Annotated in this window: 9 protein-coding genes and 1 pseudogene; 6 read left to right on the top strand and 4 right to left on the bottom strand. The window is 73.5% G+C overall.

Features of this window, described 5'->3' with window-relative positions; all coding sequences use genetic code 11:
* Positions 1-21: 21 nt before the first annotated feature.
* Both ETAA1_RS33920 and ETAA1_RS34020 read right to left on the bottom strand, forming a co-directional pair.
* Positions 22-975, bottom strand: coding sequence for a mandelate racemase/muconate lactonizing enzyme family protein (locus ETAA1_RS33920; RefSeq protein WP_449369426.1), 954 nt, complete (start codon positions 973-975; stop codon positions 22-24).
* Positions 964-1,290: pseudogene (locus ETAA1_RS34020) on the bottom strand (mandelate racemase/muconate lactonizing enzyme family protein); the annotation flags it as partial. The gene ETAA1_RS33920 and the pseudogene ETAA1_RS34020, both read right to left, overlap by 12 nt.
* A 65-nt stretch (positions 1,291-1,355) precedes the next feature.
* Here ETAA1_RS34020 and ETAA1_RS24615 point away from each other — a divergent pair.
* Together ETAA1_RS24615 and ETAA1_RS24610 are read left to right on the top strand one after the other, a co-directional pair.
* On the top strand, positions 1,356-2,567 hold the full coding sequence (locus ETAA1_RS24615; RefSeq protein WP_145243141.1) for a nucleoside/nucleotide kinase family protein: 1,212 nt from the start codon (positions 1,356-1,358) through the stop codon (positions 2,565-2,567).
* A gap of 116 nt (positions 2,568-2,683) precedes the next feature.
* Positions 2,684-3,673 (top strand): hypothetical protein, encoded by a 990-nt coding sequence (locus ETAA1_RS24610; protein WP_145243140.1) that lies wholly within the window; start codon positions 2,684-2,686, stop codon positions 3,671-3,673.
* 133 nt (positions 3,674-3,806) lie between these two features.
* Here the strand turns inward: ETAA1_RS24610 and ETAA1_RS24605 are convergent, their stop codons facing one another.
* A complete protein-coding gene (locus ETAA1_RS24605) occupies positions 3,807-4,937 on the bottom strand; it encodes a prenyltransferase/squalene oxidase repeat-containing protein (RefSeq protein WP_145243139.1) in 1,131 nt (376 codons plus the stop codon).
* Positions 4,938-5,181: 244 nt separating this feature from the next.
* On the opposite strand from ETAA1_RS24605, the gene ETAA1_RS24600 reads away from it, so the two are divergent.
* Positions 5,182-8,073: a protein kinase domain-containing protein gene (locus tag ETAA1_RS24600; protein WP_202920384.1), complete on the top strand. Its 2,892-nt coding sequence runs from the start codon at positions 5,182-5,184 to the stop codon at positions 8,071-8,073.
* On the opposite strand, the gene ETAA1_RS24595 is transcribed toward ETAA1_RS24600, so the two are convergent.
* Positions 8,070-10,022, bottom strand: a complete 1,953-nt coding sequence (locus ETAA1_RS24595) for an adenylate/guanylate cyclase domain-containing protein (RefSeq protein WP_145243137.1) — start codon at positions 10,020-10,022, stop codon at positions 8,070-8,072. The genes ETAA1_RS24600 and ETAA1_RS24595 overlap by 4 nt on opposite strands.
* A 133-nt stretch (positions 10,023-10,155) precedes the next feature.
* Between ETAA1_RS24595 and ETAA1_RS24590 the strand changes: the two genes are divergently transcribed.
* Genes ETAA1_RS24590 through ETAA1_RS24580 form a run of 3 tightly spaced genes read left to right on the top strand, consistent with a single transcriptional unit; the run spans position 10,156 to position 12,061 of the window.
* Complete coding sequence (locus tag ETAA1_RS24590) at positions 10,156-10,452, top strand: RyR domain-containing protein (RefSeq protein ID WP_145243136.1); 297 nt, start codon at positions 10,156-10,158, stop codon at positions 10,450-10,452.
* Positions 10,453-10,462: 10 nt separating this feature from the next.
* Positions 10,463-10,972: a formylglycine-generating enzyme family protein gene (locus tag ETAA1_RS24585; RefSeq protein ID WP_145243135.1), complete on the top strand. Its 510-nt coding sequence runs from the start codon at positions 10,463-10,465 to the stop codon at positions 10,970-10,972.
* Between the two features lie 24 nt (positions 10,973-10,996).
* Entirely contained in the window at positions 10,997-12,061 is a 1,065-nt protein-coding gene (locus tag ETAA1_RS24580) for a hypothetical protein (protein ID WP_145243134.1), read from the top strand.
* Positions 12,062-12,065 lie beyond the last annotated feature (4 nt).

Raw genomic sequence — 12,065 nt, 5'->3', positions numbered from 1 at the left:
AGCGAATGACGCGGCGAGCGCTCACACCCGCGTGACCCGCACGTCCGCCCCCGGGCGCGTGCGTATGTCGGGCAGCAGCGCCGTGCCGAGCCCCGACCCCGTCGGCGCCAGGATGTGACCCGCTTCCACCGTCGGCAGTTCGGTCACGAGGTCGGGGTAGTTGACCCGCAGGTACGCCCGCACGCTCTCCTGGTACACCGCGTTCGTGGCGTTGATTGCCAGGTGAATCCCCGCGTACAGCGTCAGCGGGCCGGTGCAGTCGTGCATCGCCACCGGCCGCTTGTACGCCTCCGCCAGGGTACACACCTTCTTGCACTCGGTGATGCCGCCGGCCCACGTCGGGTCGATCATCACGATGTCCGCCGCCTGCTTCTCCAGCAGCGGCCGGTACTCGTACCGCGTAGCGAGGTACTCGCTCGCCAGGATCGGGCACGTCGTGCCGCGGCGCAGGTCGGCGAGCGCGTCCAGGTCGTCGGCGCGGATCAGGTCTTCGAGCCACGCGGGGCGGAACTCCTCGAGCGCCCGCGCGATCTGCTTCGCCGCCGGCAGCGACCACAGCCCGTGCCCCTCCACCATGATGTCCATTCGGTCGCCGGCGGCCTTGCGAATCTGCCGGAACGGCTCCAGCGCGCGGTCCAAATCCGCGGCGTCGATGCGGTGGCCGCCGAGGGTGCGGATGGTGGGGTCGAACATGCCGCGGAAGGTGCGCCACTCGTCCCAGCCGCCGGGGCGGTGGGCGCAGTAATCGAACGGCCACAGCTTCATGCCAGTGAGGCCGTCTTCGAGCAGGTCCAGCGCCAGCTCGCCGGGCCGCTCCATGAACGCGACCAAATCCTCGTAGCGGCCGGCGGGCGCGCCGTCGGTGCCGTAGCCGGTGCCGCCGCGGGCGGAGCGGCCGTAGTGGGGGCCGCCGCACGTGTTGTAGGTGCGGATGCGGTCCCGCGCCGCGCCGCCGAGGAGCTGCCACACCGGCATCCCCGCGGCTTGCCCCAGAATGTCCCACAGGCACACGTCGATGGCCGAGAGCCCGCGCAACTCGGCGCCTTTCCCGACGGTGTGGGCGATGACCTCGTAGAGCCGTCGCCAGTGCAGTTCAATGGCGCGCGGGTCGTGGCCGAGGAGCATCGGGGCGGCGAACCCGTGGACGTACCCGGCCACGGCCTCGGGGGCGTAGCAGGTGTCGGCGTACCCCGTCAGCCCGGCGTCGGTGTGGACGGCGACGAACAGCAGGGACGGAAAGTCCGGCAGGTGGACGGTTTCGAGGGCGGTAATACGCATGGGATGGTGGCGTCGGCGGTGAGGGTTTCGGGTACACTACTCACGACCGCACGGTCCGGCCCCGCTCCGGAGCGCAGATGCCACCACCGCCCCCTCCCCCGCCGGCCCGCCCGGCGGCGTCCGGCGACCTCGACCCCAAAGACCCGCAGCTCATCTTCCAGGCCGTCTGGGACGACCTGAAGCAGCAGTACGGGGCCGAGAACCTGAAGTTCCCGCGCGAGTTCATCTGGCTCGGCGGCGCCCCCGGCGCCGGCAAGGGGACGAACACCCCGTTCATCGCCCGCCTCCGCGGCATCGACGCCGACCCCGTGGTCATCAGCGGCCTCCTCACGTCGCCGCGGGCGGTGGCGCTGAAGAACGCCGGCAAGATGGTCGGCGACCGCGAGGTCATCGGCCTGCTGTTCGACGAGCTGCTCAAGCCCGAGTATCACGACGGCGTCGTCGTGGACGGGTTCCCGCGGACGCAGGTCCAGGTGGAGTGCCTGAAGCTGTTCTACCACCGGCTGCTCGGCCTGCACGACGAGCACCGGGCCACCCCGCAGGCCCGCGACTTCCGCAAGCCGATGTTCCGCATCGCGCTGTTGTACGTCAGCGAGGACGTGAGCGTCGCCCGGCAGATCAAGCGGGGCGAGGAGATCCGCCGGCACAACCAGCTCGTCCGCGAGGCCGGCATCGGCAAGCCGCTCGAGGAGCGGGTGACCGACCTGGACGTGCAGCTGTGCCGCGGCCGGTACCGGACGTTCAGCGAAAGTACGTTCGCCGCCCTCCAGTCGCTGCGGCAGATCTTTCACTTCCACTTCATCGACGCCGAGGGCGACCTGGCCGAGGTGCAGCGGAACATCGAGAAGGAGTTCGGCTACCAGAGCTCGCTGGAACTGAGCCAGGAGGTGTTCGACCTGGTGCGGGCAATCCCGGTGGCCAGCCAGCTGGCCGCTCACGCCCGGCAGGAACTGGTCGAGCGGCTCGACAGCTACGAGGAGGAGCACCGGCCCCTGTTCGAAAAGGTGGTGCGGCTCATCACCGACAAGCTGATCCCGGTGGTGAAGGCCCACGCGTTCACCGGCCACGCCCGGTTCAACACCGAGGACGAACTGCTCGACGACCCGCTGGCACTGCGGATGATGATCGACGTGATGTCCGAGCGCGGGTTCCACACGTCGGTGGACATCCACAAGATGGACGTGCCGGTGCGGGTGAACCCCGAGACGTGGGAAATTTGTTGCCGCACGAAGAAGGTGTACCGCATCGAGGTGCGCTACCAGCCGTCGGACATCCGCCGCGGGCACTGACGCCTGGGTTGCCGCTCGCGGCTTAGCGCTGCCCAGCGCTAAGCCGCGAGCGGCAACGTATCTTGTTAGTACCGTCCCCGCCGGTCGTCTGACCCTACCCACCCCCGAGGTTCCCCATGCGAACCGCCGCCGGGCTTCTCGCCATCGCGTTCGCCGGCACCCTCGCCGCCCAGCCGGGCGGCGGCGACCGCGAGCCGGCCGCCAAGCTCCTCTACGGCCACGACCTCAGCGTCCGCCCCGGCGGCAACCCCGACTGGCCCAAGGCCGCCAAGATCGGCGTCGAGGTGTTTCAGGACGACGGCCTCAAGGCGCTCGTCGCCATTTCGGACGCCGGGCACCTGGCCGTGGCCCCGAGCGGCCCCGTCGGCGCCGACAAGAAGAGCCGCTGGCAGACCGGCCTCGACCTGAAGGTGCGCAAGGCCGGCGAGCCCGAGTTCACGCAGAAGACCAAGGCGTTCGGCGTCGAGGTGTACCGCGACCTCGGCACCAACCGGCTGCTCTACGCCGCGGAGGGCGGCTGGCTCGCGCTCGCGCCGGCGCCGGGCAACCTGACCGCGGACAAGTCGCCGAAGTGGCACCACGCCCTCGACCTGAAGGTGCGGGCGCTCGACCAGGACACGTTCGAGAACGCCAAGAAGATCGGCCTCGAGGTGTACCGCGACGAGAACACCGGCGGGCTGCTGTACGTGACCGACGTGGGCGCCGTGGCGGCGACGCCGGCCGGCCCGGGCTCGGCGGACGTGGCCAAGGCGAAGGGCTGGGTGCCGTCGCACGGGCTGTTCCTCCGCGTCCGCAAGTCGGACGAGCCCGACTTCACCGAGAAGACCCGCAAGCTGCCCGTCGAGGTACTCGTGGACGAGACGACCGGCAACCTGCTGTACGTGAGCGAGACGGGGTCGATCGCGGCGGCGCCGCCGGCCGGCAAGGCCGAGACGCGCGGCGTGACGTGGCGCGCGGCGATGAACCTGAAGGCCCGCAAGGCCGGCGAGACGGATTTCGCCAAGGCCGCGAAGTACGGCGTCGAGGTGTTTCAGGACAACCGGACGGGGAACCTGGTGTTCGTGAGCGAGACGGGCTCTATCGCCGTGCTCCCAGCGGCGAAGTAAGCCCGAGAGGAATTGCCACAAAAAGGCACGAAATGACGCAAAAAGGAAGACCAAGCCAAGACCAAATCTTGGTTTTGTTCAGTCTTCCTTCTTGTGTCTTTTCGTGCCTCTTTGTGGCAATTCTCTTTGGCTCCTACCCCGCGCGGCGGATCGTGTAGCTGAGGGTGAGCACGGCGAACGCCGTCGCCAGCTCGGGGGCGTTCTCCAGGAACGCCCGGTTCTCGTTCACCCAGCTGCCGTTCGCCGCCTGCCGGCGCTTCAGCTCCTCGAACAGCTCGCGCCGCCACTCGTGCTTCACCATCCGGGCGTCCTCGAACTCCTCCTCGCCGAGCGCGTCCATCGCCTTGGCGAACGTGTGGTAGTAGTAGAACAGCCCGGCCTGCCCCATCCCCGGGTTCTCGGTCAGCGTGTAGTTCCGCTTGATCCACGCCACTGCGGCGCGCACCCGCGGGTCGTCGCGCCCCACCCCGGCGAACAGGAAACTCTTCAGGCCCGCGTACGTCATGCCGCCCTCGCTCCGCAGGCCGCCGGTCGGCGTGCGCTTGTCGCTCTTCTCGTTGTCTTGCTCGGTGACCGAGTACACGAACCCGCCGCGGTCGCCGTCGGTCGTCTTGGTGGCGAACGGCTGGCGGTTGTGTTCGCTCACCAGGTTCTGGCTGCGGCTCACGAACCCGACGGCGTTGCGGATCGACGGGTCGTCGCGGCTGACGCCGGCCGCGAGCAGCGCCTCAACCATGAAGTTCGTGTTGGACAGGTCCGGCCGGTCGCGGCCGCCGGGGTTGCCGTAGCCGGCCCCGCCGTGCCGCACGTCGGTCGGCTCGCCGCCGAACTGGAGCGACTTCACGAACCCGCTGGCGGCCGCAATCACCTTGTCGTACCGGCCGCCGGTGTTGGCCTCGCGGAACGCCAGGATGGCCAGCGACGTGGTGTACGTGGCCAGCCCCTGCCCGTAGACGCCGCCGTCCGGCTTGATGTGCGTTTCGAGGAACTTGATCCCCTTCGCCACCACGTCGTCGGTGGCGGGGACGCCGTTGCGAAGCAGCCCGACGACGGCCAGCGCCGTGATACCGGGGCCGCCGGCGCGCGGGTCGGGGGCCAGGTCGCCGTTCTCCTTCTGCCGCGTCTTGAGGAACGCCAGCGCCTTGTCGATCACGACCTTCTTTTCGGCGGGCGTGACCGGTGCGGCGTGCGCGGGCCGGGCGGTGAGGAGGACGGGCGAGACGGCGGCGGCCTGGAGCCAGGCCCGGCGGCTGAGCGGGGTCATGCGGGAACCTCGGGTGCGGGTGAACGCGACCGTCGCGGCAAACCCGGTGCCGCGCACCGGCGGGGCGGTGGACAGTGGACGCCGGGCCGTGCAAATATTCAAGGGGTGGTCACGCGGCGCCCACGGGCGGGCGCCGAATGGCCGGCCGGCGGTCGAGTTCGAGATGCCGGCGATACCACGGCCGGTTGCCCGACTCGTGTGCGTCGCGTATCCTCGGCTGGCAGCCCCTCTCGGAGCCTGGCCGATGCCCGACGACCTCACCCGGCCGGCGACGCCACGGCCGATTCCGACGGCGGACTCGACCGCGGTGCCGCCGAACAGCAATCCCGAGAGCACGACGGCGGCACCGGTCGGCACCGTGCCGGCCGAGGTGGTCGAGGTGCCGGGCTACGAGGTGCGCGGCGAGATCGCCCGCGGCGGTATGGGCCGCGTCCTCGCCGCGTGGGACCCGGTGTTCGGCCGCGAGGTGGCGGTGAAGCTCGTGCTGCACGGCCCGGCGGCGGCGGCGACGGCTGGGCGGTTCGTGCGCGAGGCCCGCATCACCGGCCGGCTCGCCCACCCGAATATCCCGCCCGCGTACCACCTCGGCGAGCTCGCCGATGGCGCCCCGTTCCTGGCCATGAAGCGCGTCCGCGGCCGCACCCTCGCCGACCTCCTCGCCGACCGGCCGACGCCGGCCCACGACCTGCCGCGGTTCGTCGGCGTCGTCGAACAGGTGGCCCAGGCGGTCGGGTTCGCGCACAGCCAGGGCGTGATCCACCGCGACCTGAAGCCGGCGAACGTCATGGTCGGGGCGTTCGGCGAAGTCCAGGTGATGGACTGGGGGCTGGCGCGCGACCGGGAGGAGGGCAGCGAGACGCGGGATGAGACGATCGTCGAGCCGCAGCTCGCGGGCGGCCCCGGCATCGATTCCACGCTCCGCAGCCCGCACTCCGCCGTCCGCGCCACGCTCGGCGACGACCACACGCAGGCCGGCGCCGTGATGGGGACGCCGGCGTACATGTCGCCGGAGCAGGCCCGGGGCGAGCCGGTCGACGCACGGACCGACGTGTTCGCGCTCGGCGGCGTGCTCGCGGCGGTGCTCGTCGGCCGCTCCCCGTTCCGCGGTGCGGACGTCGGCGGCACCCTGGCTCAGGCCGCCGCCGGCGACACGTCCAGCGTCCTGACGGAACTCGAAACCTGCGACGCCGACGCCGAACTGGTCGGCATCGCGCGGCGCTGCCTGGCCGCGTCCGTCGACGACCGGCCGGCCGACGGGACGGCCGTGGCGGAGCTCGTTGCGGCGTACCGGGCGGGTGTCGAGGAGCGGCTGCGGGCCGCGGAGGCGGAACGGGCGGCCGCCGCGGTGCGGGCGGTCGAGCGGCGGAAGCGGCGGCGGGTGCAGGTGGCGCTGGTGGCGGCGGTCGCGGTGCTGGTGGCCGGCGGGGCCGCCGGGGCGTGGTGGAAGGACGCCCTCGAGCGCGACCGCCGCGAGCTGGTCTTGAAGGCGGACCGACTGGACGCCGAGCGGCAGGCCGAGGACTTCCGCCGCGCCGCCGAGGCCGAGCGGGCCGCCGCCGACCGCCGCGTCGCCGAGGCCCGCCGAGACCAGGAGGTGCTGGCGCTGCTGGCGTCGGCCGAGAGCGCGGTTCGGGAGTCCGACGCCGAGCGGGCCGACCTCCTCCTGCGGCAGATCAGCGACGCCGACGCCGACCGGCTCGGCCCGGCCGCGGCCCGCCTCGCCCGCTGCCGGGCCGACCTGCGGCTGCTGCCCGAACTCGACCGCGTCGAGGACATCCGCTGGCAGGTGCAGGGGAGCAAGTACCGGAAGGCGGAGGCGGCGGCGGCCATGGCGAAGGCGATGGCCGGGCTCGGCATCGACCCCGGCCGCACGCCACCGGCCGACGCGGCGGCGGCGGTCGAAGGGTCGCTGGCGTCGGCCCGGCTGGTCGCCGAACTGACGTGGTGGGTGGCGGCGGCCGTGGACGAGCCGGCCACGCAGGCCGCGGTGGCCGACGTGCTCGCACGGGTGGACCCGGACGAGTTCCGGGTCGCGGCCCGCGCAGCGGTCGTCGGCCGGCGGTGGGACGAGGTGGCGGCGGTGCTCCGCCGGGCGGACGAGGCGCGGCAGCCGGCGTGGTTCGTGGCGGCCATCGCCAGCTTGAGCATGGTCGATCCGGTGCCGCGCGCCGCGGCGGCCGAGGCGGCGCTGCGGCGCAGCCCGAGCGACTTCCCGACGCTGATGATCCTCGGGCAGTTCGAGCTGCCGTCGCGGTCGGGTACGGCCGCCCGCCGCGCCCGCGCCTGTCAGGCGGCCGTGGCCTTGCGCCCGGGCACGGCGGCGGCGTGGCACAACCTCGGGGCGGCCCTCCGCGACGGCGGCGACCCGGCGGCGGCGCTCGCCGCCTACGACGAGGCCGTCCGCCTGTCGCCGACGTACGCCGCCGCCCGCACCGGCCGCGGCACCGTGCTGGCGGCGCTCGGCGACCAGGACGGCGAGGCAGCGGAGTACCGCGCGGCGCTGGCGGCCGACGCCACGTACGCCCCGGCCCACACCAACCTGGCGCGGCTGCGGGCGGCGCGGGCAGTCGGGTACCGCCGGCTGCCGACGGCGCTGCCGGTTCGGCTCGTGAACCTGGCCGCGGCGGAGGCCGGCTTCACGCGGGCGGTCGAGCTCCAGCCGGGGTTTTCGACGGCGCTGTCCGGGCTCGGCGACGTGTGGCGGGCGCGCGGCCGGCCGGCGCGGGCGGTGGGCTTCTACCGGCGGGCGATCGAGGCCGCGCCCGCCGACCCGGCCGGGCACCTCGGCTTCGGGTTCTCGCGGGAGGCGGAGCAGGACTGGCCCGGGGCGACGGCGGCGTTCCGCAAGGGCGTCGCCGACTGCCCGGGGTCGGCGGCCGCGCACTACTTCCTGGCCCGGGCGCTGGCCCGCGACGGCCGCCTGGGCGAGTGCCGGGAGGTGCTCCGCGCGGCCGTCCGCCTCGACCCGCGGCACGAGGACGCTCACGTCGCCCTCGGCCGGCAGTTGGAGGAGCGCGGCGAGTTGGAGGGGTCGCTCGAGCACTACGAGGCGGCGCTGGCGGTGAGCCCCGGGCGCGCGGAGGCGGCGGCCGGCCGCGACCGCGTGCGGGCGCGCCTCGCCGTTCCGGGGGGCTAACCACGCGACGCCGCGGGCGACACCCGGAACAGCGGCAGCGGGCCGCCGCCCTTCGGCAACTGCTCCACGCCGACGAAGTCGCACGCGAACCGGCCCGGGTCGCGGACCGCCAGCTGGGCCGCGCACTGCTCGCTGGCGTAGACGCAGCCCGGCGTCGTCACCGGCTCGATCCGGGCGGCGCGGTTGACGTGCCGGCCGAACACGTTCCGCCCCTTCAGCACCGGGTTGTCGGCCCGCTCGAACACCGGCCCGACGTGCAGCCCCACCCGCAGCGGGTTCGGATCCGGGAAGCCGACCGCCTGCCAGTCGGCAGCCGCCGCCTCGAACCGCGCCAGCAGATCGGTCGCGAATTCGGCCGCCTCCACCGCCCCGGGGAAGACGGCGAAGAAGCCGTCGCCCCACGTGTTGGCCATGAGCGCCGCGGGGCCGGCGGCCGCCAGCGCGGCGGCGAGCAGGTCGGAGAACCGCGTGAAGAACGCCGGCGCGAACTCCTCGCGCATCCGGCTGAAGGCGGCCACGTCGGCGAACAGCATGGCCCGGATCGGGCGGGGCAGGGAGGCCGGCGGCGGCTCCCGGCCGTCGCCCGACCGGCCGGATCGGGCCGCCGCGAACCCGCGAACGGCCTCCAGGTCGATGGTGCGGCACGGCCGGCCGGCCGCCGTCCACACGTCGCGGAAGTGCCGCGTTCCGCCCTCGTTCGGCGTGGCGGCCGGGTCCAGCACCACGACCGCCTCGGGCGGGAAGCCGAACTGTGCCGCCCGGACCAGGGCCATGCCCTGGATCACCTCGTTCGTGTACGCGAACAGCTGCCCCGAGCCGAGGTACGGCTCTTCCGTCGCGTGGTGGATCTGGTCCGGCCGTAGTCGCCCGAGCACAGCGGCCGCGCGGTCGGCCCAGTGCCGCAGTTCGGGGCGGTCGTAGTCCACGCTCGTGCGGCGGAAGTCGTCGGCGGCGCACGGCAGAACCACTTGCAGGTCGGCGCCGCGGTTCAGGAGTTCTTCCGCGAACAGCACGTCGGCCCCGCCGGCCAGCGACCCGAACGCGAACCGCGCGTTCATCGCCGCCAGCTCGGCGCGGACCGCGGCGCGGACGCGCCCGACGAGGGCGGGGTCGTCGGGGAAGCGGACCGCGGCGCCGGGCGGGTCGATGCGGTGGCCGGAGTAGACGACGACGCTGCCCAGGCGGGCGTGGATCCAGTCGAGTTCGCCGCCGACGCCGGCCGCGGCGAGCAGCCGCAGGTTGCCGATCAGCGCCGCCAGCGAGCCGTAGTCCTCGGTGATGATCATCCGGCCGACGGCGGCGTCGAAGTGGGCGCCGGCGGCGTCCAGGTTGCCGGCCACCAACTCCGCCTCGCCGGCGGTGGCCAGCGCCCAGTAGTCGTCGGCCGTCAAGCGGACGGCGGCGAGCACGGCGGCGGCGTGGCGGCGCGCGGCGGCGAGATCGCCCGCGAGGCGGCGCATGGTCGCGGCGTTCACCAGCGGGTACGTCGGGTCGGGCGCGCGGGCGGCGGCGGCCTCGTACCAGCCGGTGCTCTCGGCCGCGAGCGCTGGGTCGGGGTCGCGGCGGTAGCGGTCCTTCAGCAGCCGGCCCCGGAGGGCGACCACGTCGGCGCTGAGGCGGTCGAGACCGGGCGGGCCGGCGAGCCGTTCGCGGAGCAGCGGGTCGAGGGCGTGCCCGGCCGAGCGGGCTTTGCCGCCGCGGGCGAAGCCGAGGGCGACGAGGTAGCGGAGCTCGGCGTCGCCGGGGTAGGCGGCGACGCCGCGGCCGGCGAGGCCGAGCCCCTGGGCCGGGTGGCCGCGGGCGATGAGCCGGGCCGCGAACGCCCGGTACAGCCGCGGGCCGGCCGGGTCGGCGTCCCACGCGGCCGGGAAGCGGTCGGGGTGCGCGACGGCGAACTGTTCGAGGATCGACCCCGACGCGGCCGCGCCGAGGAGTTCGTCGGGCGTCATGGCGGCGGCTCCGCGAGGGCGGCAGCGAACGCGGCCGGCGGGGCAATCATCGCGTTTTCGGCTTCGGCCGCCCAGCGGCGGGGGTATCCTCGAAGCAGGCGATTCCGACCCGACCCCCACCGACAGCCGACTCATGACCTACACCCCGCGCCCCCTCGACACCTCGGCGGTGGCGCTGACGCCGGACGTGCTGGCGCTCACGGAGCGTCTGGCCGCGCACGCGCACGACGTGTGGGCCCTCGGCCGGTTGGCCCAGGGGTGGAGGTACGGCCCGGCCCGCGACGACGTGGCGAAGACGCACCCGAGTCTGGTGCCGTACGCGGAGTTGTCCGAATCGGAGAAAGAGTTCGACCGGCAGACGGCGCTCGGGGCGCTGCGCGCGCTGCTGGCCCTGGGGTACACGATCACGCCGCCGGCGCCCGCGGGCTGATCCGTCGCAGGTGCCGGCCGTAGAGCGTTGGCCGTACCCGGACTATTGTGTCAACGATCGTTCCGGTCGAGGGGAGGATTCACGGGGCGTTCGTGCCTCGCTGAGCGGGTACCGGCTGCCGACGGACGCCGAAGTGGAGTACGCCAACCGGGCCGGCACCCGGACGTGCCGGTACTACGGCGAGACGGAGGAGCTGCTCGGCGAGTACGCGTGGTACGAGAAGAACTCGGGCGACCAGCGGAACTCGGACGAGGCGACGCACCCGGTCGGCACCCGCAAGCCGAACGACTTCGGCCTGTTCGACATGCAGGGGAACGCCTTCACGTGGTGCCACGAGCGGACGGACCGGGTCGGGGCCGACGGGCCGGAGCCGGCCGTGGACCCCTCGGCCAAGCGAGTCCTCCGCGGCGGGGCGTTCTACTTCATGGCCATCAGCCTGCGGGCCGCCCGCCGCCACGACGACGTGCCGACGATGCAGGGCTTGTACTACGGGTTCCGGGTGGCGAGAACATTCCCGTAGCCGCCCGACCCGCCGGAGGAAGAATTGAGTCACGACCGCCTCGCGTACGCCGGGATGGTGCTCACCGCTGCGACCACCGCGGTCTGCGCGGCGGTCGCGGCCGCGTACACTCTCCGCGCCGCCCGGCGGGCCGCCGCCGCTGCCGCGCCGGTCGGTGCCGTGGCCCACGCCCGCCGGTGGCTCGGCACCGCCGCGGCCGGCGGCTTCCTCGGCCTGCTTCTGGCCAGCCTCGCCTACCAGTACGAGGCGCTGTCGCACGCCGCGCCGCCCGGGTGGCACGACGCCCCGCCGCGCACCGAGACCGTGCAGTCGGCCGAGTGGCGGGCGTGGCGCGACCAGGTCCACTCCGTCATGACGGCCGGCGAGGTGACCGACGAGACGGTCGTGCGGGCGCTGCGGTTGCGGCCGCCCGGCGTCGAGGGCGCCGACGCCGAGGGCGGCGCCCTCCGCCGCGACCAGGCCGTCGCCGACGTGTACATGAGCTACCCAGCGGTGCAGAAACTGCTCGACCGGAAGCTCGGCATCAAGCCGGACTTCCTGGGCACCGGCCTGTCGAAGCCGCTGGGGCAGCCGTCGTACGCGTTCGCTGCGGTCCACGAGTACCTGGTCGAGAACCACCCCGACACGCACGACCACGTGTGGCTGTGGAAGGTGAAGCCGCCGGGGCGGTACTTCTCGCGGCCGCTCCAGGACTTCCTCGGCGGCGGCCCCGAGGACCGCGTGGCCCCGGAGAACCCGAAGAAGCCGGCCCACGGCTTCGACGACGAGTTGAAGGAGATTCAGCTGCGGGTCAAGAACAAGGACCACCCGTTCCCGCCGATGGTGCGGTTCGCCCGGTTCGACGAGAAGTTCTACAAGGGGACGCTCGGCCGGCCGGACGCGAAGCGGGTGTTCACGTCGAACCTGACCGAGGTGTGGGACCTGACGATTCAGCAGGCGGCGGAGCGGTCCGGGTACTCGTACCGGGGCGGCGGCGACACGCTGTTCGTCTGGGTGTACGTGCCGTACCACTCGAACGAGTTCACCCCGGCGACGTGGCACCACGTGCTGGCCCGCCTGCCGGACTGGCTCGACGGGCCGGCGCCGTAGCGCG

The organism is Urbifossiella limnaea (assembly GCF_007747215.1).
GTDB classification, from domain to species: domain Bacteria; phylum Planctomycetota; class Planctomycetia; order Gemmatales; family Gemmataceae; genus Urbifossiella; species Urbifossiella limnaea.
Note: the sequence above shows the minus strand (reverse complement) of the source record. Positions and strands in the feature narration are given on the sequence as shown.